Origin of the sequence: Paenibacillus sp. J45TS6, assembly GCF_018403285.1 — a bacterium.
Classification (GTDB): Bacteria; Bacillota; Bacilli; order Paenibacillales; family Paenibacillaceae; genus Paenibacillus.
In genome coordinates, this window is sequence record NZ_BOSJ01000007.1 from 1 (window position 1) to 25,572 (window position 25,572).

The following is a 25,572-nucleotide window of genomic DNA, read 5'->3' on the forward strand; positions in this document are numbered from 1 at the left end:
CCATTTGTCTTTTGAAATCTGCTGTGAATGTGCGTCTTTGCTTTGGCATAGTAGATCCGCTCCTAATCGTATTCTCTTCATTCTACTAGCCCTTAATTTTTCTGTCCAACTAAGTGTAGACGATCCAGAGACAATGAAGCCGTGGCTTCAGTCAACGGTACCAAGATTACTAAGGATGAACTATATAACGAATTGGTGGCACTCGGAGGCACGTCCACACTTGATAACATGATTACTATGGAACTCATTGACCAGGCGGCTGCGGATGCTAACGTTACTATTACCGATGAAGACGTGAATGCTGAGATTGAATCGCTGAAGACTCAATTTGGCGGTGAAGAAGCGCTGAATTCAGCTCTTGCTCAATCAGGCATGACACTAGATGACCTCAAGAAAAACACAGAAATTCAAGTGAAAATTCGTAAAATTCTGGAGCCGCAAACGAAGGTGACAGACGAAGAGATTAGCACTTACTATGAGGAGAACAAAGATACGTTTGCAACTCCGGAGCAAGTAAGAGCATCCCATATCCTGGTGGAAACTAAGGAAGAAGCCGATGCGATAAAGAAAGAGCTGGATGAAGGAGCAGACTTTGCAACTTTGGCTAAAGAAAAATCTACTGACTCTTCTGCAGCAAATGGCGGAGACCTTGGATTCTTCGGAAAAGGGGACATGGTAGAAGAATTTGAGAAAGCGGCTTTCTCCATGGAGATCAATGAGATTAGCGAACCGATTAAGTCAGATTATGGCTACCATATTATTAAGAAAACAGATTATAAAGAAGCCACAGATCCAACACTTGAAGATAAAAAAGAAGAGATTCGTAAGTTGCTAGTAGATCAACAAGTTAGTGAACTTTCTTCAACATGGTTGTCCGATCTGCGTTCCAATGCAAAGATAACCAATAAACTTGAGGAAGAAGAGACTACTCAATCTACAGAGTCCACTGATCCTACAGAAACGACAACAACTGAATAAACGACGGAATTCCGAGGAAATAAGAAAAGAAGGCAACCAATAAAAGGGGTTGCCTTCTTTTTTGCTAACAATAGGATCGTTGTATACTTAGCTTGCTATATTTTAAATGTGATAAAAAGTTCGGTACGATTTCTCTCGGTGTTAATGCGATAAGAAATTATATTAATACCAAAAAGATAGTGGTTAATCGGTTTTACTAGTTAATCTTTTTTTGCAGCTGATCAGGAAAGTTTGAACTTAATTAATTATTCCCTTGCCCGAGTGTTGCTAATTATGACATGATATACCAAAAGAAAGAGAGTTTCTCAAATAGTATAAAGTTGAACTAATGGGCAGCGCTGTTCACAAACAAATCGGGATAACTGATAACTTATGGGGGAATAGAATATGATCGAATTTAAGGAGATCGATAGAAATAACTTTTTTGATGTGATTAAGCTGGGTGTAGCAGATAGACAGAAAGAGTTTGTAGCGAATAATTTGTTTTCTCTGGCACAGGCTAAGGCATTTCCGGAGTGTATCTGTTTGTCGATCTACCACGATGACCTTTTAGTAGGATTTACGATGTACTGTATAGATGATGAGGATCAGGAATACTGGATCTACCGTGTAATGATTGATGAGAAGTATCAGTCAAAAGGCTATGGTAAGGCTGCAATGGAGAAGTTAATCGACAGGATTAAAGAGGATGAAAAGCATGAAGTAATTTACATAAGTTTTGAACCAGAGAATACTTGGGCAAAGCATTTATATGAGAAGTTAGGATTTGCAGCAGATGGTCGTATAATTGAGGGAGAAGTAGTTTACAAACTGGAGTATTAATACGAGATGGAGATGCGAGCCTTGATAGATTATCAGGGTCTTTTTTGTTGTGATGAATGGTAATTAAAACCCCTTATCTTTAGTGGTATAGCAACGTATTAGGATGCATTTTTAGAAGTAATGTACTTAAAGAAAATTTATATATTTAGTTCACTGTGTCCGTTTTCTAAGTTCACAACTGTTATATAGATAAACAAGCAGAAAGGGGGAGAGGGCACTGGAGCGAATGGAACAATACATAGCTGACGTGAAGGCTGGAGACATCGAGAAATTCAGTTATATTGTACATCAATATGAAAGGCAGATATTCATCTATTGCAGCCGGATTTTGAACAGCGAACAAGATGCGGAAGATGCGATCCAAGAGATTTTCTTTAAGGCGTACAAGTCGATTGATTCCTATAAACCGAGGTATAGTTTTAACTCCTGGCTGTACAAGATCGCTTATAACCACTGTATTAATGTCTTGAGAAAAAGAAAAGTATATGAAAAGGCTAAGTCTTTGCTTTTTATGGAGGAGAGAAGCAAAACAAATACGGAAGTTCATGAGCGAAGTATTTTTAGTCCTGCATTTGAAAAAGTATTTCTCAGTCTCAGTCATGCGGAGCGGAGTCTACTTATTCTTCATGTATTTCATGAAAAAACCTATCAAGAAATATCGGAGATCACAGGAACCAGCTCAGAAGCTGTCCGAAAAAGAATCAGCAGAACAAAGATGAAAGTGAAAAAAACATGGATGGAGCGGGAGGATGAGGAGGAATGGACATTTTCACTAATGAGAACCAAAGCATAAGGCGACATAGTGTAACGGACGAAGAACTTAAGCAGATTTCGGTTGTCCCTCGCGTTATAGAACAGATCACGAACTCAACAATGAAGAAAAAAAGTAACCATAGATGGAAAACAGTGTCTTTGTTCCTTCTCTTCTGTGTGTGTATTGCTTCGGTAACAACCTATGCTGCCGAGGAATTTGCGAAAATCTATAATAAGAAGGGGAAAGTCGTCGTTGACACGTATCCTATGAAAGATCGTAACTATTATTCAAAAGAATCTAAACGGATAGAGAAATTGAAACCAGAAGCCAAACCCGGTGAACTCATAGCATATTTCCCCATAGAGACTGACTTGCAAGCCTATCTTGGCCCAACTAAAATTCTTTATGAGTATAAACCCATCCAATATTACGATATCAACGAGTTGTATAAGAAAGCAAAAAGTACAAATGCACCAGATCTGTTATCCCCCTCCTATTTGTCCAAAGGATACACGTTTCATTTTGCAACAATCTGGCCGAAATATCCTTCAGCTGGAGATGGAGAAGGTTCTGAATATGATAAGCTGCTTCAAAGGCTTAGTTCGAAGGCAATAGGAACCAACGAGAAAATCATCTCAGAGACTCTGCAGTGGAGTAAGGCCGGTAGCGTTCATCTCTACTTTTCTACAAAGAATGAACCAAACAGTCTTACAGTTATAGCTTCATATGGTCTAGGACTACAGGTACCTCAACCAGCTGGCGCGATAAGCAGGAAAATAAAGATAGGTACACAGCAAGCACTAATTATGCATGATTCAAGTAATACTTACTTTAACACCAAAATCGCTTGGTATGATGAATCAACTTCCACAGCATACTTTATGGAAGATAGTGCAAGTGAAGCTTTAAGTGAAGAAGAGATGGTGAAGATGGCGGATCGTCTAATTCATGCAATATCAAAAAAAGAATAGATGAATAACTATAGCACTTTTATAGAATAGGTAACTAACCATAGGGTTAGGATACTTGATTCTTGAGGGTGCTTTTTTTGTGAGCAAATGGAAGCGGTTAGAGAGCCTCAGAAAAAAATCGGGACCAAATACAAGAAATATATTGAATTAATGGAAACGGTAGATTACAATAAACCCAACTAACATACTAGTATGACTAGTATTCAAAAAGTAGCTGAAGTTAGTTTTGAGGCATTTCCGTATTTGCTTGTTCTTCAAGGGGCGTTATGTAAAGAGTCTATTGAAAAAGCGGTGTTGTTTTAAAAGCTGTATTGTAAGCGCTTTTTTATGGCTGGGTCCAAGGATACGTTATGTAATATGGAATGTGTCTATTGTAGAGACCTATTGATCTAAATAGAAAAGGGGGATTGAATCGCAGATTTAATAGAAGGGTTACTCATCGGGTGATGAGGATATTCATTCGTGAGCTCATTCGTGAGTTGAAACTTAGATTCTAAGAACCGTAATGACACCAGTCAGGGCCGAGCTTAAATGGATTGGAGTGAATGATGAACATGGATACGAAAACCGTAAGCAGTACACAGCCCCAAATAAAAATGGCACCTAAAAGCAAACTGCAAATGATAGGATCTCTTCTTCGTAAAGACTGGCAGTTATACTCCTTGCTTGTATTGCCTATTATCTACTTACTTATATTTAAATACGGACCGATGATTGGAAATGTGATTGCGTTTCGTCGTTTTGTACCTGGAGGAAGTATCTTTGGAGAAAAATGGGTCGGACTGCATTATTTCCAGATGTTCATCCATGATCCTACATTCTGGCGAGTATTCACAAACACGATTATTCTAGGCGGATTTACGATGCTTCTTACTTTTCCGATGCCGATTATTTTTGCCCTTCTGCTTAATGAAGTGAAGAGTAAAAAGTTTAAGAAATTTGTGCAAACTGCATCTTATCTTCCACACTTTCTATCCATCGTTATCGTCGCAGGGATGATTCTGCAGCTGACTGCCACGAATGGTTCCATTAATGCACTGGTGCAATTCTTCACAGGTGAGACGATTAACTTTATGCAGCGTGCGGAGTGGTTCCGTACCATCTATATTATTTCTGAAATCTGGCAAGGCATGGGCTGGGGGGCCATACTCTATCTCGCAGCACTCACTACAATTGATGACTCCCTATATGAAGCAGCAAGAATTGACGGGGCGAATCGCTGGAAACAGACGTTGCATGTAACGATTCCAGGTATTTTACCAACAATCGTAACGCTGCTCATTCTAAATATGGGAAGTTTCCTTGCGGTAGGATTTGAGAAAATTCTCTTACTATACAACCCACTTATCTACGAAACTTCCGATGTGATATCCACTTATCTCTATCGTGTCGGTATTGGGTCTAGCAACTTCAGCTATGCAACAGCGATTGGTCTGTTTGAGTCCGTTATCGGGTTAATCCTTGTTTTCTCGGTGAATGCAATCTCACGCAGACTGACAGAACGAAGCTTATGGTAAGGGGGAGTGAGATATGAAGGAATCCATGTCCTATAAAATTTTTAAAACTTGTAATGCGGTCTTCTTACTATGTATTGTCTTTATCACTTTGTATCCCTTTCTCAATGTAGTCGCACAGTCGTTCAGCAGTGAAGCCTATATTAATTCGGGAAAGGTGAATCTCATTCCGAAAGGATTTAATATCGATACTTACAAGACCGTAGTAAAAGACAACATGTTCTGGACTAATTACAAAAACACCGTTGTTTATACTTTAGTGGGAACTGCTATTTCTATGTTTTTGTCTACGATTTTTGCCTACGCCTTATCTAAAAAAAGACTCATGGGGCGCAAGTTTCTAACGATGTTTGCCGTCTTCACTATGTTTTTTAATGGGGGACTGATTCCAAACTACGTACTGATTAACAGCCTTGGATTTAGTAATTCCATGTGGGCTCTTGTTATTCCGGGGGCAATCAGCATATATAACATGCTCATTATGAAATCTTTCTTTGAGAATATGCCGGAAGAATTAGAAGAAGCCGCAGCTATTGATGGACTAAGTACGTACGGGATTTTATTTCGTATCATTCTGCCACTTAGTAAAGCGGTTATGGCCACGATGGTTCTATTCTATGCCGTTGGGCACTGGAACTCCTGGTTTCCAGCCTTTCTGTACCTTGATCAAAAAGAAAAGTTCCCGGTTACGATTTACCTTCGAAATATGATTGCTGCTGCTACAGGAGGAACTTCGGCAGGAGCTACATCTGCTGATAATTTGACTCAAATTTCTGCTAACATCAAATCAGTCACCATGGTTTTGACGATTTTACCTATTTTAACGATTTATCCTTTTGTCCAAAAGTATTTTGTATCCGGTATCATGCTTGGATCAGTCAAGGGTTAACACCTAAGACATGAAAAGATCGTTCAATTGTAAGTGAATCATCAAATTATGGGGGGCAAAAAAATGAAGAAACCTTCTCTTCGCGTGATGGGAAAAACAGCACTTGCAGCTATACTCAGTCTATCACTGGCGGCATGCAGCAATGGTATGGGCGGAAAAGAAGCAGAGATCCAAAATAAAGGAGCAATGGAATCCTACGCCGTAGGAGAAACTTTTAAAGCAACGGAACCTTTTAATCTATCGATTATGTATAGTGATCAGCCGCTTTATCCTTACAAAAAAGATTGGTTGTTATTTAAGAAAATCACAGAGATGACCGGTGTTACGCTGGATCCTGTTATTGTACCCATGAGTGATTACGCTCAAAAACGATCTTTGCTCATTAGTTCGGGTGATGCACCGCTCGTTATCCCTAAAACGTATCCGGGTGAAGAATCGGCTTTTGTTTCTTCTAATGCGATTCTGCCTGTCAGTGACTACATTGACTTGATGCCGAATTTCAAGGATAAAGTAGAGAAGTGGGGCCTTGATACTGAGCTAGAAGGTCTTCGCCAAGAAGACGGAAAATATTATGTTCTTCCGGGACTACACGAAGAAATTTGGCCAGATTATACGCTGCTCGTACGTACAGATATTTTGGAAAAACATAATCTAGCCATACCGAAGACGTGGGATGAACTGAAGACGGTTATGCAGGAGCTTAAAAAAGAGTACCCGGACTCTATCCCATTCTCGGATCGTTTTAAATTCCTAAGCACACTGAATGTTGCTTCAACTGGATTTGGAACGAAAGGCGGATGGGGATTTGGAAGCGGCCTGACTTACAAGCCAGAACAAGATGAGTTTGTATATACTGCGGCTACACAGGAATATAAGGATATGCTGACTTATTTCCACGAGCTCGTAGCAGAGGGTCTGCTGGATAAAGAAAGCTTTACTCAAGACGATGATCAGGCTATTCAAAAATTTATAAACGGGAAATCGTTTATTATTAATGGAAATTCTCAAACCGTTGTTCTGCACCGTAATGATATGAATAAAACGCTTGGTGAAGGTAAGTTCTCTGTTGCCAAAATTACGGTGCCTGGCGGGCCGGCAGGTCAGCTCATGTCTGGAGGAAGACTTGAGAACGGTGTCATGATCTCAGCAAAAGCAAAACAAAGTGAAAATTTCGAAGCGATTCTCCAGTTTATCGATTGGCTGTATTACAGCGATGAAGGTCAAGAGTTTGCGAAATGGGGAGTCGAAGGAGAGACATATACGAAAGAAAATGGGGTGCGTAAACTCGCTGATGATATTAACTTCAATGGTCTGAATCCAAAAGGTACAAAAGATTTACGTATTGATTATGGTTTCTCTGGTGGAGTATTCGCCTATGGCGGGACGACGGATTTGCTGCACTCTATGTTTAGTGAAGAAGAACTGAAGTTCCAAAATGACATGAAAGAAGTCAAAGAGGTCCTTCCAGCAGAACCTCCAATCCCGTATTCTATAGAAGAACGTGAGAGAGTTACGCTCCTCAGTACACCGCTTAAAGATTATACAGATCAAAATACACTCAAATTTATTCTGGGTGACCGAGATTTGTCCGAGTTTGATGCGTTTGTAAAAGAACTGGAGAGCCAAGGACTAACGCAGTACCTGGAACTTGCGAACACAACATATAAAGAGTACAAAGAAGGAAAATAAGCTTTCAGTTATCTGATCTAAGTCGCAGAAGGTAAGGTGATCATTTGTCATTGACCGTTCAAGACGTGATTCGTGTGCTTCCTCGTTCATCTGGACCTGAAGGTTCTACGGTGGATGGGCTTATCACGGGGAATCTGAACCAAAAGGTTCAGGGAGTGGCTGTTTCCTTTACTGCTTCCCATGAGACGATTGAGAAAGCAGCACAGCTTGGAGCAAATCTTTTCATCACCCATGAAGGTGTGTTTTATGAACATCATGGGAGCAGAGCAGAAAAGGAACTAAAGAATCCTGTCATTTTAAGAAAAAAGGAACAGATCAAATCACACCAAATGATCTTATACCGATATCATGATGGTCCGCATCAAGCGGTTCCCGATATCATCACGCATGGACTTCTACAAGCGTTAGACTGGGATACGTATCAATATAGCCATCTGAAGTATGCTTGTCTGGTTACCCTTCCCGAGCCGCTCAGCGTGCAGCAGATCGTTCAACATCTGAAAGATAGACTTGATCTTCCTTATGTTCGTTTTGCTGGAGACAGTGAACAAAAGTGTAGTGAAATTGCTCTTACTGCCGGTTATCGGGGCGGAAGTAATATCGCGCTTCCTTTATTCACGGAACAAAGAATCGATCTACTAATAGCAGGAGAAGGTCCTGAGTGGGAAACACCCGAATATGTACAGGATGCGGTGAATCAAGGAAGCCCGCAATCACAAATCCTGATTGGTCATGCAGCTAGTGAAGAGCCGGGAATGAAGGCAGTTGCTCAGCAGATTCGAGACCATTTTCCGGATCTCCCGGTTTATTTTATACCCACATCCCAGGTCCTTAAGGTGCTGTGACATAGTCGATAACTAGAGAAAAGCGGTTAAGTATTGGAGAAGAAAGAGGGAACCGTATGTCTACAGAATCAAAGCTCAAAGGCTCTACTCGGGCTTACTCTTATCATTATTTAAAAAATAAAATCATGCACTTGGAATTAGAACCGGGTAAGAAAATTTCCGAGAAAGAGATATCAGAGGAACTTAATGTCAGCCGAACTCCTGTACGTGAGGCTTTTATGAAACTGGCAGAAGAAGAGCTGCTAGATATTATTCCGCAAAGTGGAAGCTCGGTATCTCTGATTAATCTTGCGCATGTGGAAGAAGGAAGATTCATACGAGAGAAAATTGAGAGAGAGATTGTAGCTCTTGCATGCGAATCTTTTGATGAAGAGTACAGGTTTCGGATGGAAACCAATATTGCTTTGCAGGATGTCTGCGCAGGCAGAAACAATGTTTACAAACTGTATGAGCTTGATGAAGAGTTCCATCAGATTTTGTTTGAGGGTACAGGAAAAGCACGGACATGGAAAATGTTGCAGCAGCTCAATATTCATTTCAATCGTCTTCGACTGCTAAGATTGTCCAAAGATTTGAACTGGGACAACATCATTTCTCAGCACAAGGAAATATATCAACTGATTGTGAACAAAGAGACATCACAGGCTGTTCAAATCATGGAGAATCATTTGCGGCTCGCTGTAGTGGAACAAGATTTCTTGTTAGAGAAATATCCGCATTATTTTGTCTAATTGAATCCATTTCATAGTCCATTCATTGGCTTTAAAAACTTTCAGAAATAGAGAGGATGAGTGACCTCATGACTGAGCTACAACAGCTTCCTTATTCTTCGGCCGACAAAGGTTGGTTACGATATGAGAAAAGACAGGATTCACCTTGTTTATCCACGATTGTAAGACATAGCTCCGCATCAGGAGAAGCAGTAGAGTCCGCCATACGGGAACTTCGTTACGCTATTCTCCAGATGACTGGAAATGAACCTGAACTAACAACGACAGCGAACTTATCTGATGATGCTGCTCATGGTTTATATATTCAGCTTGCTTTGGTCTCTGCGGAAGATTTGCCTGAAGCGTTACAGACAAAGGAACTCTCTCAGCAGCTGGGGGAGGAAGGTTTTGCCCTGAGGTCACTGCTGCAAGAAGAAGGTGAATCCGTATTTATTATAGGAAAAACAGAGAAGGGCTTACTGTATGGAACATTCCATCTGCTGCGGCTTCTGCAGTCAGAGGGACAGACGCTCACTCAGCTGGAAGTTATCGAAAATCCGAGAAACCCGCTTCGCATGATGAATCATTGGGATAACATGGACGGTTCCATTGAACGAGGATATGCAGGACGGTCTATTTTTTTCAAAGATAATCAGTTTGTGCAAAATGATGGGCGGATTCGGGATTACGCAAGGATGATGGCTTCGATTGGGATCAATGGAATTTCTATTAATAATGTAAATGTCCATAAAGTAGAGACGAAGCTGATTACGTCAGAGTTTTTACCGGATGTAGCGAAAGTAGCTGGGATTTTTAGAGCTTATGGGATCAAATTATTCCTAAGTGTCAATTATGCGAGCCCGATTCAACTTGGAGGAATTGAGACGGCAGATCCTCTTGATGAAAGAGTCGGTGCCTGGTGGAAGACGAAAGCGGAGGAAATATATCATGCAATACCAGACTTCGGCGGGTTTGTAGTCAAAGCAGATTCGGAGCACAGACCCGGACCATTTACGTATGGAAGAACCCATGCAGATGGCTCGAATATGCTCGCTGAAGCACTAGAACCTTATGGCGGAATCGTGATTTGGCGCTGTTTTGTATATAACTGCCTGCAAGACTGGCGGGATCGAACAACAGATCGTGCAAGAGCAGCATACGATCATTTCAAACCGCTCGATGGACAGTTTAAAGATAATGTGATTTTGCAGATTAAGAATGGTCCGATGGATTTCCAAGTGCGTGAAGGGGTATCTCCGCTGCTTGGTGCCATGCCGAAGACAAATCAAATACTGGAATTCCAGATCACTCAGGAATACACGGGACAGCAAAGGCATCTCTGTTATCTGATTCCGCAGTGGAAAGAGATACTTGATTTTGATACATACGCCAAAGGTTCCAAATCCGAGATTAAGAAAGTAGTGTCTGGCGAACTGTATCCGTATGCACATAGCGGGATTTCAGCTGTAATTAATGTCGGGGATGATGAGAACTGGACAGGACATACGCTTGCCCAAGCGAATTTGTATGGATACGGACGACTGACTTGGAATCCAGATCTGTCAGAACAGCAAATCACTTCGGAGTGGATCCATCAGACATTTGGAAATGACCCCGATGTTGTAGAACATGTAAGCTCCATGCTTGCTGCGTCTTGGGGGATCTATGAAAGTTATACCTCACCGCTTGGAGTAGGCTGGATGGTCAATCCAGAGCATCATTATGGCCCTAATGTGGATGGATATGAATATTCGGTCTGGGGTACGTATCATTTTGCCGATTGCGATGGAATTGGGGTGAATCGTACGGTAAAAGACGGTACAGGGTACACAGGTCAATATTTCCCGGAAAATGCCGAACGATATGAGTCACTTGTGACCTGCCCGGATAAGCTTTTGCTCTTCTTCCATCATGTGCCTTATACGCATAAGCTGCATTCGGGAAGTACGGTAATTCAGCATATCTATGATACTCACTTTGCCGGAGTAGAAGGAGTAGAGAATCTTATTCAGCAGTGGAGCAGTCTGGAAGGGAAAATCGATGCGAAACGTTATGCAGGTGTGATGGCAAGACTTGAACATCAGCATAAGCATGCTAAAGAATGGCGAGATATTATTAATACCTATTTCTATCGTAAATCAGGGATTGCAGATGAACAGAACCGGACGATTTATTAGGGTTTAATTCTCCGGTATATAAACGAAAAAAGCTGCTGAGGAGCAATCCTCGGCAGCTTTTTTGAGTAATCTGAAAATAATAAATAATAAAGCATGAGTGCATTGTTACTATTTAGGAGGAGTGAACTTTATCGTTCATTCTTGCGATTCCTTGTGTGGATTTATTAATAAATTGGAGTGTATGGTGCTTGCATTCCGATGAAGGTAAGGCATTTATTGCTTCGATCGATTTAGCAAGTGATAACTTCTGGCGAAATAAAATAGAGTGTATTTCTTTTATGATCTTCACTTCATCCCTGGATATTCCCTCTTTCCTTAACCCGAGAATATTTACACCACATATATCTCCACGTTCACCGTTAGCAAAAGAGTAAGGTACAATATCTTGGGAAACACCGCTCATCCCACCGATCATGGAAAGCTTACCAATTTTACAGAATTGAAGAATACAAACCTGGCCGCCAATAAATACACAATCTTCAATCTCCACGTGACCGGCTAATTGAGCACTATTAGCAATGACGATGTGATTACCCAGTATAGCATCATGCCCGATGTGGACGACGTAATTCATAAGGAGATTGCCATCTCCTACACGTGTTACACCATCACTCTTGTGTGTTCCTTTACTAATTGTTACATACTCCCTTATGGTGTTGTTATCACCAATAATCAGGCGATCTCCACCGTTTTTACATGATTTATCCTGTGGGACTGCACCAATGATAGCACCTTGAAATATCTGATTATTTCTCCCTAACTGTGTGTGTGAACCAATAAGAACATGGCTTCCAACTTTGCATCCATCTCCGATTCTGACTCCTTCTTCAACAATGCTGAACGGCCCAATGGTAACATTCTCTCCAATTACCGCTGTTGGATGAATAATAGCTGTGTCATGAATAGTCAACGTTGAACTGAACATTTTTTATCCCTCATATCTAAAGTGATTTATAAATCTATCAGTTTATGTCGAATTGTGGTTGTTTTAGGAAGTGATAAGATGGATGTTCTATTTGTTTCTTCTTATCTGGACGAGCTGAGTGCACTGTTATTGTCCCTAATATCAGTTTAACAATGAACTAATCTTACACTTCTCTTCAGTAAGTTATTATCCAGAAAATTTCCATATTTTCTATAATTCGAGGTTTTTTCTACATCTCCTTCTTATTCATCTATCTGAACGCTGAATTACGATGTCTGATATTTTATAATAAGTGAATCCATTTCTTAACTCATTAAAGCAACTAAAGATATGTTGAAAATTGATTTTAGTGCTACAAAATAAATACAAGGTCCGTCTTATAGATAGCTGCAGCTGAAAGGAGACGAATAACGCATGGAAGGACCAGAAATTGATATTTTCCGCACCGTGTTTGAAGAGCATTATCCGATCGTGAGACGTAAACTCGTTGCACTGGTTCAGGATGAAGCCGCGGCGGAAGATCTTGCGCAAGAAGTTTTTATCAGGTTATACCGTAATCCGCCTGATGATCCGGCCGCAATGGGTGCATGGTTACATCGTGTACTGACTCGCATCGGATATGACTATATAAGTAAACAAATTAGAGAGCGAAAATTAAAAGATAAACAGGAGCAACATTATGATATGGGGCAGCAGATAGCCTCCGGAGAGGAAGTAGTGCTTAGGCGCATGGACCAAGAAGAAGTTCGGAAGTGGATGGAAGAGCTGCCTGAACGAGATCGTAAGGTGCTGATGCTAAAATACTCTGGTTACAGCTACGCTGAAATTGCCGAGGAACTGAATATAAGACCGCCTCTTGTCGGCTCCATGCTGAGCCGGGCAACGAATAAATTGAAACGGAAAGTACTAAGAAAATCGGTGACTTAGGATCTTCGCCTCACGAGAATATGGAATGATAAGGAGTTGAATGAATCCATGACCTCTATAAAAGATAACAACGAAAATGAACGGATAGATGAAGCATGGGAAAAGCTCACATCCAAGCTCCAGAAAGAGGAGAAGAGCCCCAAATGGGCAGCTTGGGCGTCGAGCCAACTGGATATGAAGAAATCAGAAGAGCTGGAAATAGATCAAACAAATCGAGTTTCCACAAATACATTCAAAGGAGAGATGAGAGAAATGAAGATAAATGAAGATAATAAGAACTCAATGAATAAGAATCAAGACAATAAGCCAAAGAGGAAGAAAGCAAAGAGACATCCTGCTAAAAAGTGGATCAGCATCGCAGCTGCTGCAGCGATTGCCGGCGTGATGGTAGCAACACCTATTGGTGATAAAGCACTTGCTGCGATCCTTAATCAATTCCGAATGGAGGAAGTCACATCGGTAGATGAAGGAGAACTGATGAACTTGTTTAGCACGATCTCAGAAGGAGCCGGTGAGCAAGAGTTTATAAATAAGTATGGAACTTTTACGAGTGAATCTGGGGAGTACATCAAAACGGAGAACAAGACAGCAGAGCAGATCGCGAATATGATCGGTTTACAAGCCGTAACTGATGAATTGATTGATCCGAAACATTCTGGAATTGCTAACAGTTCACAGACGATAACGATGAAGCTGGATATACCTAAAGTGAATGCAACGATGAAACGACTGGGAGCAGATGATCTTATGCCAAAATCACTAGATGGTCAGGTCATTACATTCGAGGTCCCGGCAACGTTATATCAGATCTATCAAACAGATGACAATGAAAAAAGCGCATCTCTATATCAACAAAAAATTCCGACAGTTAACGTAGACTCTTCTGTGGCAATTGAAGATGCAGTAAAAGCAGTGCTGAACTTTCCACTATTGCCAGATCGAATGAAGTCAGCAATCCAAACGGAACAGATATTGAACGGAAAACTGCCGATTCCAGTAATTACTAATGGTACTGTTGAGAAAATAAGTGTTGATGGCAATTCTGTCATTTTAGAACAGAATAGTGACAATTACTATGGAGAATCAGGTAAAGAAGAGATTGTTAATTATACGGCTACATGGACTAAAAATGATGTGGTGTATCGCTTGAAGGGGTACACTTTGTTCGATACAAAAGAGAAAATGATCGAAGAAATCAAGGAGCTGATGAACCAGTGACAGCAGCTATTCATACCGAAGGATTGACGAAAGAGTTCGATAATGGTCGTGGTTGCCGTGATGTATCGATCACCGTTCAGAAAGGGGAAGCCTTTGGCTTCCTCGGCCCGAATGGAGCAGGGAAGAGCACTTTTGTGAAAATGCTGGTCGGTCTGATTCATCCTACAGAGGGAACGGCAACCATCTTTGGACATCCGATTCATAGTCTGGAAGCGAAGAAGCGGATTGGTTACTTGCCGGAGTTATTCAGGTATCAAGAATGGCTGACAGGAGAAGAGGTAATTAAACTTCATGCAAAACTATGCGGAGTAGATACAAAAACAGCCAAAGAGCGAATTCCAAAATTGCTTGATGAGGTAGGACTTGGCAGCCGAGGAAAAGGCAAGATTAAGAACTATTCTAAAGGGATGCAGCAACGTCTTGGACTTGCGGCAGCGCTTGTTAGTGATCCGGATATTATCTTTCTGGACGAACCATCCTCAGCCCTTGATCCTGTTGGGCGTAAAGAGGTTCGCTCTATTCTGATGAAATTGAAAGCAGAAGGTAAGACCATCTTCTTGAACTCTCACATGCTTGAGGATGTAGAAGCGGTATGTGACCAGATTGCACTACTTAATAATGGGGAGATTCTACGTACGGGCGATGTAGGAAATGTCCTTCAGCAAAAAGTAACCTATCGCTTTAAAGTAAGCGGGTATACACCGCTTGTAAGAACTTGGCTTCAGGATGAAACGGGTTTTGAATTTGAAGTAGAAACGGTACATAAGCCGGATTCTTCTACTAATACAGCGCAGCAAGAACTTGTTATTTCAGGACATGATACGGTCTGGCTCAAAGCCGAATTACAGAATGAAGAACAGGCGGGATGGATTAATTCATTACTCATTGAACAAGGGCTTACGCTTTATGAAGTTGGGAAAGAGAGCGGTAAATTGGAAGACTGGTTCTTAACGGCAGTGAAGGGGCTTAGTCATCGGGGGGAACGAGACGTATGATGCTCATTATGCAGATGACCTGGAAAGAGATGATTCGTAAGCGGGTTATGGTGCTCGCTATGATTCTTACGATACTATTCCTAATTGCTTATTGGTTTATTGCGGATGCTGTCGCAGGAAGTGAGAGCTTTGGGATGTTTTCGGAGGGGAATTCTCTCATTACTAACTATACGACGGGAGTTCTCATGATGATGATCGGCTTCTTCTTTGCTGGTTTTGTCATTGCGCTGCTCTCCATCTTTAGCTCATTCTCTTCGATCGCTGGGGAAGCGGAGCAAGGAGTCATGCAGGCGCTGCTTACACGTCCGATATCAAGAACACAGTTTTATATTGGGCGGTGGCTCGGATTTGTCACGTTGCTCTGCTGTTATACGCTGATTTTATATACAGCAATTATGGTCATTACGGATATCCATGCAGCAATCCCTAAAGCCTTTATGGTTCATGTTAAGGCACTGCTCTTGCTTGCTCTCATTATTGTTCTGCTCGTTTCACTTACGATGCTCGGTTCTACTAAATTTTCATCGCTCGGAAACGGTGTGTTTATAACCATGTTATTTGGAGCAGGCTGGCTTGGCGGCATGCTGGAGAAGGTGCAGAAGATCGGGATTTTTGAGGCCTTTGGCGCAGAAGAAATCGGTAATACGCTGTCTAATATTTCGGGACTCATGTCCATCATTATGCCAGTGGATGCGTTGCAGCGAAAAATGATGCATGGACTCATCGGTCTTGATGAACTAGGCAGTGTCGTTAATGTAAGCAAGATGATATCTGGATTTTTCATTGGAGATGTTCCATCGGGTACTTTTGTAGTCTATGCGATGCTATATGCTGCCATTGCTTTTGTATGGGGAGTCCTGCGATTCCGCAAGAAAGATCTGTAATTTTAATTTCAAATAAATAATTAAATAAATAAGACCATCGGGACAACGAAGGAAGGCTGCTGCTTTCATCTCTTCTGCGTAGATTCTAGAGCTCTGTTACTAGCGCAGGAAGAGATATTGTAAAAAGCATGAGACAACTTAGACCCGGTGGTTTTTTTGCGTATTTTAAAGTTCTAAGACGTAAATTTCTACCTGCAAAAAACAATTGTATTTACCTTCCATATTTGGTATGATAGTGGCCTTCTCGCATTTCACCTTGTCTGAAGTAGACGCACGGCTGGCGTCTCAACCAAGCTTATCGGAGGTGTATTCATTGCTCTATTTCACTCTGGCCCGTAAGGCCTATGCAAGAAACTTGCAGTATCGCGGTGCACATATGGTGCACAATGTCGCAAGTGCTTTATTCGGTTATCTGTACGCCTGTATCTGGATTGGAATTGGGGAAGGGCGCTCTCTTGGAGAATACGGAACGCAGGGGATGGTCAGTTACATTGCATTTACGCAAGCATCTCTTTGGGTAACGTCTTTTCTTACGAATGGCCTGGGGATCCCGGAGTCTGTAAGAACAGGTCATATCTCTATGGATCTGATGAGGCCTGTCCATCTTTTTACACATCTCATGTCTAGAGAATGGGGGCAGATTCTCTATCAGTTTCTGTACAAGTCCATTCCTATCTATCTCGTGTATCTCATTGCCTTCAAGCTTAGGCTGCCAGAGAACGGAATGACGTATGTCTTAACCACGGCAAGTTTGTTCGGAGCTACTTACATGGGAATCTGTATCAACTATCTCATTGGAGTCACTGCGATGTGGACCACCGAATCAAGCTGGCTGCAATGGGCTAACCATGCACTTATTAATTTACTTGCGGGATTTTTCATCCCTATTGAATGGCTGCCTAAGATTCTCCAAACGATTGCCTGGTGGTCGCCCTATCCGTATCTTCTGTATGTACCGACTCGCATTTACCTTGGTTATGATGATGGCTCTCTACTATTAGGAACCATGGTGTGGATGCTGCTGCTCACGCTGATTTGTTTTCTTGCTACCTACTATCTTCGCAGAAAAGTGGAGGTGCAGGGAGGATGAACACAAATACGGAGACACATTCATCACAAAAACATACCACTTTCTATCCACTTCGCACCTACTTAGAACTTTACGTATTACTGATCCGCACGAGCATTAAAAGTTCCATGCAATACAAACTCAATTTCTTTCTCGGTTCTTTTCTCGCCGCTTTTATTCAAATTGCTGAATTTCTGATGATTGCGATTGTGCTTCATCGGTTTGGAGCCATTCAAGGCTGGAATATCTATGAGGTTGGTTATCTATTTTCCATCATGACTTTATCAAAAACGGTGTACCGCTCCATTGCGAACGAAGTACATCATCTTGAAAAATATTTAGTCAGCGGAGATATGGACCAGCTGCTAACAAGACCGCTGCCCGTTCTTTTCACTCTACTGCCGCAGCGCTTTCGTATCATGCTCGGGGAGTGGCTGCAGGGAGGGTTTGTCTTTGGTTGGTCTATTCATGGAATGATGAATAGCGGTCAGATTGGATGGATTGCTGTACCTCAGTCATTATTTGTGATCTTGACGGGGGCCGTTCTTTTATTTTCCATTGGCCTTGCTACTGCGACTATTGGATTCTGGACGACAAGAATCAGCGAACTCCAGACATTTACGGAAGATGCAGCGGGTACGGCAGCAAGATTTCCACTCTCCCTTTATCCGAAATGGCTTGCCGGAATGCTCCTTTTTGTGCTGCCAGTAGGTCTAGTCAATTATGTACCTGCTCTTTATATCTTGAGAGGGGAATGGGGGCCGTGGATTTTTCTCATCATTCTATTGGCAGCGATAGGCTTTCTCACCCTCAGCCTGCGGTTTTGGAAATTTGGCATGACAAAATATCAGAGTACAGGTAGCTAAGGAGGCGTCGGGTATGATCGAAGTACAAGGCTTACATAAGGAGTTCAAAACGCCTGTCGTGAAAGACGGGAGTTTTGCGGGACTCCGCGCTTTATTTTCTAGAGAATACACGGTCAAACAAGCCGTTCAGAATATCAGTTTCCGGATTGAACCTGGAGAATTTGTAGGTTACATCGGGCCGAATGGTGCAGGAAAATCGACGACGATAAAAATGTTAGCAGGTATCCTTCATCCGAGTTCAGGAAACGTACGAGTAAATGGAATGGATCCGCATCAGCAGCGAAGACAAGTCGTAAGACGGCTTGGAGTGGTGTTTGGTCAGCGCAGTCAGTTGTGGTGGGACCTTCCGGTAAAAGACAGTTATGATATCCTCGCCAAAATGTACCGTGTGGATGATAAGGATAAACACGAACGGCTGGAAGAGTTTGCAGCTATTCTAGACCTGAAAGAATTCTGGGATACACCTGTACGCAAATTGTCGCTTGGACAGCGGATGCGTGCCGATCTAGGTGCAGCGATGCTTCATAATCCGGATATTCTGTTCCTTGATGAACCAACGATCGGGCTTGATGTGAATGCGAAGCGCAATATCCGCTCATTTTTGAAACTGTTGAACAAAGATTTCGGAAAAACGATTCTGCTGACAACCCATGACATGGATGATATCGAACAGCTATGCAGCAGAGTAATGGTCATTAATCATGGACAGCTTACTTATGACGGTACGGTGCAGTCTCTAAGAGAGAATATAGGTCTTCCTACCATTATTAAAGTCTCGTATCTTGAGGATATCAAGAGTTCAAATCTCGGGGGATTCCATCACGAAGCGGTCAAGATCATAGACTGTACAGAGCGAACAATTACGGTAGAAGCGAATCGGAATCGTATTGGTACGATGCAAATCCTGGCACAGCTTGGCGAATGGGGTGAACTTGCAGACGTAGAGATGCAGGAACCTGATTTTGAAGATGTTATTCATAAAGTATATTAGGTTATATCGGAAGGCCATTTTCCGCTGTGGGAGTGGCCTTTTCATGTTAATTGAAGAATTCTTTTAGCTGTCTTTCTAAAAATATTTTATGGTAAAGGCTTGCTTTTTGAACTAATTTTTAGGACGATACTAGTAGAGTGGAATCCGCTTACATAAAAGACGAGATTTATATGGTTCATTGCCTTGACAATAAGGGTTTAGAAGTATTCTAAAACGTTTTAGCTTTTCTGTTATAACTATAGTGATTATATTGGGGGAGACGATATGTTTTTAACGTATAACCGTCCAGCTAAGGAATGGACCGAAGCACTGCCGATTGGGAACGGAAGAATAGGGGCGATGGTGTTTGGGCGTGTGGAGCAAGAACGTTTACAACTGAACGAAGATACATTATGGTCAGGTCCACCGAAAGATTGGAACAATCCGCATGCCAAAGAAGTGCTTCCGCAGGTGAGACAGCTTATAAAGGAAGAGAAATATGCTGAAGCAGACAAGCTGACAAAGGAAATGCTAGGGGCTTATACACAGTCTTATCTGCCTTTTGGAGACTTACAGATTACGTTTGATCATGGAGATATCACAGCAGATTATAACCGGAGACTGGATCTCACGGATGGAATAACAAAAACGATATACCGTATTGGAGATACGACGTACACACGGGAGATTTTTGTATCACACCCTGATCAGGTCATCGTCATCCATCTAGAAGCAAGCGTACCAGGAAGATTGTCTTTCCATGCGAGTCTTAGCAGTCTTCTTCGTCATGAAACAGAAGCTAAAGAGAACCACGCGATTATCAAAGGATATGCACCAGAGGTTGTGAATCCAAGTTATTATCCTACGGATGATCCAATTCGTTATGGCAAACCAGATGAGACGGATGCAATGCGTTTTGAAGGAAGATTAGCAGTTCGTCATAAGGGTGGAAGCGCGGGAACTCATGCCATGGGGATTCGGGTGGAAGGTGCAGATCAGGCAACTCTTTATTTTAGCTGCGCAACAAGCTTTAACGGTTATGATCGCTCTCCGGGAAAAGAAGGCAAAGATGAGTCACTCCATGCACGAAATGATCTAGAAAAAGCTCTTGTGTATGAATATGAAGACCTGCGGAATCGCCATGTGGAAGATTATCAGGAGCTGTATAATCGGGTATCGCTTGATCTTGGACCCGCTCTCGAATCAATAGATCTGCCTACCGATGAGCGTATCGTAAAATATGGCGGGAAAGACCCTTATCTGGTTCAGCTTTTATTTCAATATGGCCGTTATTTACTGATTTCAAGCTCACGTTCAGGAACACAACCTGCCAATCTGCAAGGGATCTGGAATCACGAGACGAGAGCACCGTGGAGTAGTAATTATACGCTGAATATTAATGCCGAGATGAATTACTGGCCAGCTGAAACGGCGAATTTATCCGAGTGTCATGAACCTTTAATTGATCTGATTACTAGGCTCTCCGTTAATGGTAAGAAAACAGCTGAGATTAACTATGGCGCACGCGGATGGGTAGCTCACCATAATTCTGACCTTTGGGGACAGACTGCACCGGTTGGTGCTTTTGGACATGGGGATCCGATATGGGCATTGTGGCAGATGGGCGGCGTATGGCTGTGCCAGCATTTATATGAGCATTATGTTTTTACACAAGATATCGATTTCCTTAGAAATAAAGCGTATCCGATCATGAAGGAAGCCGCCTTGTTCTGTCTGGATTGGCTGATTCAAGGGGAAGACGGTTCTTGGTATACGGCACCTTCGACCTCACCGGAGCATCGCTTCCGTGTGAATGGGGAACTTCATCAGGTGACTACAACAGCAACGATGGATCTGGCTTTAATCTATGATCTATTTACGAATCTTATCGAAGTGACAGCAATTCTCGGTGAAGACGAGGAGTTTGCAAAAGAGCTTCAGCAGCGTAGAGATGAACTTCCTCCGCTGCAGATTGGGAAGTATGGACAGCTGCAGGAATGGCTTCATGATTATGAAGACGAGGATGTGGAGCATAGACATGTGTCTCATCTCTTCGGTGTATACCCAGGACGCCAGCTGACAGCAAAAGATACACCGGAGCTAATGGAAGCTGCGAAAGTATCGCTGCAGCGGCGCGGTGATGGAGGGACGGGCTGGAGTCTGGGCTGGAAAGTCGGACTGTGGGCACGGTTCAAAGATGGAAACCGGGCGCATCGCCTTATTTCAAATCTGTTACAGCTCGTACGAGACGGTTCCGAACGCTATGAAAGTGGCGGCGTGTATCCGAACATGTTCGACGCACATCCGCCATTCCAAATTGACGGCAACTTTGCGGCTACATCAGGAATTATTGAGCTTCTTCTACAATCCTATCTAGGATATATCGAACTTCTTCCGGCACTTCCAGATGCTTGGGCGGCAGGAAGTGTTCGCGGACTGCGCGCACGCGGAGGATACGAAGTTTCGATTTCGTGGTCTGAAGGCAAGCTGAAAGAAGCAGAAATACAGCCGGATCAATCCGGAACTTGCACCATTTGTATAGAAGGAATGAAAGCAGATTCCCTTGTTGTGAGAACAGCAGATGGGCTAGAGGTTAGCACCACTGACCTGGGTAGCGGACTTATTTCCTTCCTTGTAGAGGCGAAACAAAGCTATATTGTGACAGTACAAAAAGGGTAGTAGGAATAGAAAAAAAGTGAAATGATGACACGGATATGGATAGAGACTCAGAGCAATTCTGAATCTCTATCCTTTTTTGTCTTTGTATAAACTACGCGATTAATGATACGACCTTGAAAAAAACGTCTGTAATTCGAGGGGGTTATATGATAAAGTATCTTCTTCTGTTGTGCAAAATTACCAATAAAATAGGAGGATTATTAATATATGAAAAAAAGGTTAACTGTCTTTGTACTCATATTTCTTTGTCTACTATTAATCGCCCTACTAATTAACAAAAATAAGGCAGATAACGAGTCGGAATCAAAGTATTACTTGAGTTTTGTTTCAAGTGTCCAGACCTTGAATCGTAGTTTGGATCTAATTCAAGAGGATCAAGAACCTGATAAAATTACTGAAGGTATGTTTGATGTTTATACATCTTTAGTTTTTTCGAACTTTCGCTTGGATCTTTTTAAAAGTAATGCTCCTCGATCTATTGATTTAGATATACTTGTTAACGACTTTTTATTACTAAGGACTCGATATGAACCACTCGTAAGAAATCAGATAACAAACAATGATGATTTTAATTCTGAGGTTCATGCAAAATTCAAAAGACAAATTCATCTATTTGTAAACGAATTACCTGAAAAATACGAGGATTCTAAGGGGTTTGTTGAAAAACTTAATAAGGCAACAGAGCATATCAAACCACTAATAAGTTAGTATTTAAGAATTATAGGGATTTTCCTGTAACTATCTTAATGTTTACAAAAAACATTACTGCACTTCATCTATTAGATATCATCTAACTGATGAAGTGCAGTTTTTATATGGCTGAATTAAAGTGGAAACAGTTCGTATTACGCTACGCATCAAATAGCTGAGGTGTTGTTCCTTCCTTAAAGTGAGGTATAGAGGAACAATACCTCATCTCCCTGCTCTATAAAAATAAGAGAAGGACCAAGAGCGAAAGAGGCAGAATGGGGGTGAAGAAGCGGAGCGTTCGTATTTGGAGCTGGATGCTTACATCTATGAGAGTCAACCGTGAGAATCCAGCTCCAACGACGATCGGAACCCCCATCTGCTACTGAAGCACTCCAGCCCTTGGCGAGGATCGGAACCCCCATCTGCTACTGAAGCACTCCAGCCCTTGGCGAGGATCGGAACCCCCATCTGCTACTGAAGCACTCCAGCCCTTGGCGAGGATCGGAACCCTCATCTGCCACTGGAGCACCCCAGCTTTTCATTCCCTCTTGGCAGCTTCCCTTATTTTGTGATATGATAGTTTTACTTTGGTAACATGGTAGCGAACTAAAGCGTTTTGATATAGATACAACGGAGGGAAACAACATGAAAAAGTCATTATGGATTACATTAAGTTTAAGTTTAATGGTCGTTATTCTTGCAGCCTGCGGAAGTGATACAAGCGGAAGTGGGGCAGATAAGATTGTCATTGGTATTGACGATAAGTTTGCCCCGCTGGGATTCAGAGATGAGAAGAATGAGATTGTTGGATTCGATATAGATTATGCGAGAGCAGCAGTTGAAAAAATGGGTAAAGAAGTAGAGTTCCAACCCATCGACTGGTCTTCCAAAGAATCAGAGCTGAACAGTGGACGTATCGATCTAATCTGGAACGGCTATACGATTACAGAGGATCGCAAAGATAAAGTATTGTTCACCAAGCCTTATCTTAAAAATAGTCAGGTTGTAGTAACGCTGGCTGACTCACAACTTGCAACACTTGCTGATCTCGCTGGAAAAAAAGTAGGGTTGCAAAATCTTTCTTCTGCATCGGATGCACTGAGTGAGAATCCGATCAAAGATCAGATCAAGAGTATATCCGAATTCCCCGATAATGTACTTGCTCTAAGTGATCTGAAGAGCGGTCGCCTCGATGCGGTTGTCATTGATGAAGTGGTAGCTGACTATTATATGTCTCTTGAAGAAGGAACGTATAAAATCTTGGATGAAACGTTGTCTCCAGAGGAATACGGAATCGGTGTGAAGAAGGGGAATGAAGAACTGCTGACGAGTCTGCAAACCGCTTTAGACGAATTAATTGAAGAAGGAACAGCTACTACGATTTCGGAAAAATGGTTTGGTGAAGATAAGGTGCTTCGCTAAGCCTAGCTGAACTCATAAATAACGCTTATAGCATTCATATTAGACCTGATTTAAGAAATTCATTAATAGGATTGAAAACCGGGGAGTTTCTTATCCGGTTTTCTTTTTACTTAGGAGCCTGAGAATATGACATTAGATTATCTTTGGAGTATTACACTTCCGATGCTCGAAGGTGCACGGACAACACTTTTACTATTTTTCACAGCAATCATCTTGTCCATTCCGATTGGATTTTTATTTACCCTGATGGCGAACAGCAAGTTTAAACCAGTGTCGGCTTTTGCACATACGTACATTTATGTGATGCGAGGCACACCGCTGCTATTGCAACTATTGTTCTTCTGTTATGGACTACCCATGCTGCCTGTTATAGGGGAGCATCTCGTGATGGATCGTGCCGTTGCTGCAGGACTTGCGTTTGTACTGAACTATGCTGCTTATTTTGCGGAGATTTTCAGAGGCGGCTTGCTATCGATCGACAAGGGACAATATGAAGCTTCGCAGGTACTTGGACTGAACAAATTCCAGACGTTAACCAAAGTTATTTTACCACAGATGATTCGAGTCGTTCTTCCATCTACAGCAAATGAATCGATTACACTCGTGAAAGATACGGCACTACTGTATGCAGTAGCTGTACCGGAAGTGCTCCATTTTGCACAAACGGCGGTGAACAGGGATGCAACGATTGTACCTTTTGCGATTGCCGCCATTATCTATTTATTAATGACACTTGTGCTGACGCTGATCTTCAAAGCGCTGGAGAGAAAGTACAAATTTGAATAAACAACAAAGGGATGTCGTGTAATGACAAATATGATAGAAGTAACGAATCTGCAAAAATCGTTTGGTGATTTGCATGTGTTGAAGAAGATAGATTTTAATGTGAAGCCAGGAGAAGTAGTCGCTGTAATAGGACCTTCGGGTTCTGGAAAAAGTACGATGCTTCGCAGCTTAGTGAATCTAGAACAAGTTAATGGAGGAAGCATTCGCATCGGCGGTGAAGCCATTGTATCGGATGGAAAGTATGTGAGTGCAGCGGAAATTAAGCGAATTACGGCACGCATGGGAATGGTATTTCAGCACTTTAACCTGTTTCCACATTTAACAGTCAATGAGAATTTGGAACTTGCCCCGAAAGTGGTGAAAAAAGAAAGCAAAGCAGCGTTAAAGCCACGGATGGCCGATTTGCTTGCGAAAGTGGGTCTTTCTGATAAAGGGGATGCCTATCCTGCTAATCTATCAGGCGGGCAAAAACAGCGTGTGGCCATTGCCAGAGCGCTGATGATGAACCCGGAAATCCTGCTTTTTGATGAACCTACCTCGGCGCTCGATCCTGAGCTGACAGGAGAAGTACTTCGCGTTATTCGTAAACTGGCAGATGAGAACATGACGATGGTTATTGTTACGCATGAAATGAATTTTGCTCGTGATGTAGCGGACCGTGTGATCTTTATGGACCAAGGTGAGATTGCAGAAGAAGGAACTCCAGAACAGATCTTCGGAAATCCGAAGCTGGAGCGGACAAAAGCGTTCCTTACTCGAAGCGAGTAGGGTAAGACGAAGTAAATAAGATAA

The 25,572-nt window shown here is 42.1% G+C and carries 24 protein-coding genes; 22 read left to right on the forward strand and 2 right to left on the reverse strand.

The genetic code is table 11. From position 1 onward, the window contains the following. Window positions 1–141 precede the first annotated feature (141 nt). The 10 genes from KJS58_RS11925 (at window position 142) to KJS58_RS11970 (ending at window position 11,349) form a co-directional block, all read left to right on the forward strand. On the forward strand, window positions 142–978 hold the full coding sequence (locus KJS58_RS11925) for a peptidylprolyl isomerase (protein WP_249717230.1): 837 nt from the start codon (window positions 142–144) through the stop codon (window positions 976–978). Between the two features lie 387 nt (window positions 979–1,365). Further along, window positions 1,366–1,800, forward strand: a complete 435-nt coding sequence (locus KJS58_RS11930) for a GNAT family N-acetyltransferase (RefSeq protein WP_213532742.1) — start codon at window positions 1,366–1,368, stop codon at window positions 1,798–1,800. Between the two features lie 226 nt (window positions 1,801–2,026). After that, entirely contained in the window at window positions 2,027–2,593 is a 567-nt protein-coding gene (locus tag KJS58_RS11935) for an RNA polymerase sigma factor (protein WP_213532743.1), read from the forward strand. After that, entirely contained in the window at window positions 2,560–3,525 is a 966-nt protein-coding gene (locus tag KJS58_RS11940) for a hypothetical protein (RefSeq protein ID WP_213532744.1), read from the forward strand. Before KJS58_RS11935 ends, KJS58_RS11940 begins: the two co-directional genes overlap by 34 nt. A 596-nt stretch (window positions 3,526–4,121) precedes the next feature. Next, window positions 4,122–5,042 carry an ABC transporter permease gene (locus tag KJS58_RS11945; protein ID WP_249717253.1) on the forward strand — a complete coding sequence of 307 codons (921 nt, stop codon included), beginning with the start codon at window positions 4,122–4,124 and terminating at the stop codon, window positions 5,040–5,042. A gap of 13 nt (window positions 5,043–5,055) precedes the next feature. Further along, a complete protein-coding gene (locus tag KJS58_RS11950; protein WP_213532746.1) occupies window positions 5,056–5,928 on the forward strand; it encodes a carbohydrate ABC transporter permease in 873 nt (290 codons plus the stop codon). A gap of 63 nt (window positions 5,929–5,991) precedes the next feature. Further along, the gene (locus KJS58_RS11955; protein ID WP_213532747.1) at window positions 5,992–7,617 is read left to right on the forward strand and encodes an ABC transporter substrate-binding protein; all 1,626 of its coding nucleotides are present in this window, start codon (window positions 5,992–5,994) and stop codon (window positions 7,615–7,617) included. A gap of 50 nt (window positions 7,618–7,667) precedes the next feature. Beyond that, window positions 7,668–8,462, forward strand: a complete 795-nt coding sequence (locus tag KJS58_RS11960; protein WP_249717233.1) for a Nif3-like dinuclear metal center hexameric protein — start codon at window positions 7,668–7,670, stop codon at window positions 8,460–8,462. Between the two features lie 56 nt (window positions 8,463–8,518). Continuing rightward, window positions 8,519–9,193, forward strand: coding sequence for a GntR family transcriptional regulator (locus tag KJS58_RS11965; protein WP_213532749.1), 675 nt, complete (start codon window positions 8,519–8,521; stop codon window positions 9,191–9,193). 68 nt (window positions 9,194–9,261) lie between these two features. Next, window positions 9,262–11,349 (forward strand): alpha-glucuronidase family glycosyl hydrolase, encoded by a 2,088-nt coding sequence (locus tag KJS58_RS11970; protein WP_213532750.1) that lies wholly within the window; start codon window positions 9,262–9,264, stop codon window positions 11,347–11,349. 112 nt (window positions 11,350–11,461) lie between these two features. Here the strand turns inward: KJS58_RS11970 and lpxA are convergent, their stop codons facing one another. Continuing rightward, the gene (gene lpxA / locus KJS58_RS11975; RefSeq protein ID WP_213532751.1) at window positions 11,462–12,274 is read right to left on the reverse strand and encodes an acyl-ACP--UDP-N-acetylglucosamine O-acyltransferase; all 813 of its coding nucleotides are present in this window, start codon (window positions 12,272–12,274) and stop codon (window positions 11,462–11,464) included. A gap of 414 nt (window positions 12,275–12,688) precedes the next feature. Between lpxA and KJS58_RS11980 the strand changes: the two genes are divergently transcribed. From KJS58_RS11980 to KJS58_RS12020, 9 genes are all read left to right on the forward strand, one after another. Beyond that, window positions 12,689–13,201: a sigma-70 family RNA polymerase sigma factor gene (locus tag KJS58_RS11980; protein ID WP_213532752.1), complete on the forward strand. Its 513-nt coding sequence runs from the start codon at window positions 12,689–12,691 to the stop codon at window positions 13,199–13,201. A 48-nt stretch (window positions 13,202–13,249) separates the two neighbouring features. Continuing rightward, window positions 13,250–14,419: a hypothetical protein gene (locus tag KJS58_RS11985; protein ID WP_213532753.1), complete on the forward strand. Its 1,170-nt coding sequence runs from the start codon at window positions 13,250–13,252 to the stop codon at window positions 14,417–14,419. Then, the gene (locus tag KJS58_RS11990; protein WP_213532754.1) at window positions 14,416–15,414 is read left to right on the forward strand and encodes an ABC transporter ATP-binding protein; all 999 of its coding nucleotides are present in this window, start codon (window positions 14,416–14,418) and stop codon (window positions 15,412–15,414) included. Before KJS58_RS11985 ends, KJS58_RS11990 begins: the two co-directional genes overlap by 4 nt. A gap of 14 nt (window positions 15,415–15,428) precedes the next feature. Continuing rightward, the gene (locus KJS58_RS11995) at window positions 15,429–16,298 is read left to right on the forward strand and encodes an ABC transporter permease subunit (protein WP_249717235.1); all 870 of its coding nucleotides are present in this window, start codon (window positions 15,429–15,431) and stop codon (window positions 16,296–16,298) included. 313 nt (window positions 16,299–16,611) lie between these two features. Beyond that, entirely contained in the window at window positions 16,612–17,388 is a 777-nt protein-coding gene (locus tag KJS58_RS12000) for an ABC transporter permease (protein ID WP_213532756.1), read from the forward strand. Continuing rightward, entirely contained in the window at window positions 17,385–18,233 is an 849-nt protein-coding gene (locus tag KJS58_RS12005) for an ABC transporter permease (RefSeq protein ID WP_213532757.1), read from the forward strand. Before KJS58_RS12000 ends, KJS58_RS12005 begins: the two co-directional genes overlap by 4 nt. A gap of 13 nt (window positions 18,234–18,246) precedes the next feature. Next, on the forward strand, window positions 18,247–19,224 hold the full coding sequence (locus tag KJS58_RS12010; RefSeq protein WP_213532758.1) for an ABC transporter ATP-binding protein: 978 nt from the start codon (window positions 18,247–18,249) through the stop codon (window positions 19,222–19,224). Between the two features lie 264 nt (window positions 19,225–19,488). Next, window positions 19,489–21,882, forward strand: a complete 2,394-nt coding sequence (locus KJS58_RS12015; RefSeq protein WP_213532759.1) for a glycoside hydrolase family 95 protein — start codon at window positions 19,489–19,491, stop codon at window positions 21,880–21,882. 207 nt (window positions 21,883–22,089) lie between these two features. Beyond that, entirely contained in the window at window positions 22,090–22,590 is a 501-nt protein-coding gene (locus KJS58_RS12020; protein ID WP_213532760.1) for a hypothetical protein, read from the forward strand. A 176-nt stretch (window positions 22,591–22,766) separates the two neighbouring features. Here the strand turns inward: KJS58_RS12020 and KJS58_RS12025 are convergent, their stop codons facing one another. Next, window positions 22,767–22,994 (reverse strand): hypothetical protein, encoded by a 228-nt coding sequence (locus KJS58_RS12025; protein WP_213532761.1) that lies wholly within the window; start codon window positions 22,992–22,994, stop codon window positions 22,767–22,769. Between the two features lie 223 nt (window positions 22,995–23,217). On the opposite strand from KJS58_RS12025, the gene KJS58_RS12030 reads away from it, so the two are divergent. The 3 genes from KJS58_RS12030 to KJS58_RS12040 all read left to right on the forward strand — a co-directional run bounded on the left by KJS58_RS12030 (window position 23,218) and on the right by KJS58_RS12040 (window position 25,548). Then, entirely contained in the window at window positions 23,218–23,994 is a 777-nt protein-coding gene (locus KJS58_RS12030; RefSeq protein WP_213532762.1) for an amino acid ABC transporter substrate-binding protein, read from the forward strand. A 126-nt stretch (window positions 23,995–24,120) separates the two neighbouring features. Beyond that, window positions 24,121–24,780, forward strand: coding sequence for an amino acid ABC transporter permease (locus KJS58_RS12035; RefSeq protein WP_213532763.1), 660 nt, complete (start codon window positions 24,121–24,123; stop codon window positions 24,778–24,780). A 21-nt stretch (window positions 24,781–24,801) separates the two neighbouring features. Further along, window positions 24,802–25,548 (forward strand): amino acid ABC transporter ATP-binding protein, encoded by a 747-nt coding sequence (locus tag KJS58_RS12040; protein WP_283771272.1) that lies wholly within the window; start codon window positions 24,802–24,804, stop codon window positions 25,546–25,548. The last annotated feature ends 24 nt before the right edge of the window (window positions 25,549–25,572 follow it).

Coding starts and splice junctions, on each gene's coding strand:
- KJS58_RS11930 (WP_213532742.1), top strand. CDS start 1,366: ATGATCGAATTTAAGGAGATCGATAGAAATAACTTTTTTGATGTGATT.
- KJS58_RS11935 (WP_213532743.1), top strand. CDS start 2,027: ATGGAACAATACATAGCTGACGTGAAGGCTGGAGACATCGAGAAATTC.
- KJS58_RS11940 (WP_213532744.1), top strand. CDS start 2,560: ATGGACATTTTCACTAATGAGAACCAAAGCATAAGGCGACATAGTGTA.
- KJS58_RS11945 (WP_249717253.1), top strand. CDS start 4,122: ATGGCACCTAAAAGCAAACTGCAAATGATAGGATCTCTTCTTCGTAAA.
- KJS58_RS11950 (WP_213532746.1), top strand. CDS start 5,056: ATGAAGGAATCCATGTCCTATAAAATTTTTAAAACTTGTAATGCGGTC.
- KJS58_RS11955 (WP_213532747.1), top strand. CDS start 5,992: ATGAAGAAACCTTCTCTTCGCGTGATGGGAAAAACAGCACTTGCAGCT.
- KJS58_RS11965 (WP_213532749.1), top strand. CDS start 8,519: ATGTCTACAGAATCAAAGCTCAAAGGCTCTACTCGGGCTTACTCTTAT.
- KJS58_RS11970 (WP_213532750.1), top strand. CDS start 9,262: ATGACTGAGCTACAACAGCTTCCTTATTCTTCGGCCGACAAAGGTTGG.
- lpxA (WP_213532751.1), bottom strand. CDS start 12,274: ATGTTCAGTTCAACGTTGACTATTCATGACACAGCTATTATTCATCCA.
- KJS58_RS11980 (WP_213532752.1), top strand. CDS start 12,689: ATGGAAGGACCAGAAATTGATATTTTCCGCACCGTGTTTGAAGAGCAT.
- KJS58_RS11985 (WP_213532753.1), top strand. CDS start 13,250: ATGACCTCTATAAAAGATAACAACGAAAATGAACGGATAGATGAAGCA.
- KJS58_RS11995 (WP_249717235.1), top strand. CDS start 15,429: ATGACCTGGAAAGAGATGATTCGTAAGCGGGTTATGGTGCTCGCTATG.
- KJS58_RS12005 (WP_213532757.1), top strand. CDS start 17,385: ATGAACACAAATACGGAGACACATTCATCACAAAAACATACCACTTTC.
- KJS58_RS12010 (WP_213532758.1), top strand. CDS start 18,247: ATGATCGAAGTACAAGGCTTACATAAGGAGTTCAAAACGCCTGTCGTG.
- KJS58_RS12015 (WP_213532759.1), top strand. CDS start 19,489: ATGTTTTTAACGTATAACCGTCCAGCTAAGGAATGGACCGAAGCACTG.
- KJS58_RS12020 (WP_213532760.1), top strand. CDS start 22,090: ATGAAAAAAAGGTTAACTGTCTTTGTACTCATATTTCTTTGTCTACTA.
- KJS58_RS12025 (WP_213532761.1), bottom strand. CDS start 22,994: ATGGGGGTTCCGATCCTCGCCAAGGGCTGGAGTGCTTCAGTAGCAGAT.
- KJS58_RS12030 (WP_213532762.1), top strand. CDS start 23,218: ATGAAAAAGTCATTATGGATTACATTAAGTTTAAGTTTAATGGTCGTT.
- KJS58_RS12035 (WP_213532763.1), top strand. CDS start 24,121: ATGACATTAGATTATCTTTGGAGTATTACACTTCCGATGCTCGAAGGT.
- KJS58_RS12040 (WP_283771272.1), top strand. CDS start 24,802: ATGACAAATATGATAGAAGTAACGAATCTGCAAAAATCGTTTGGTGAT.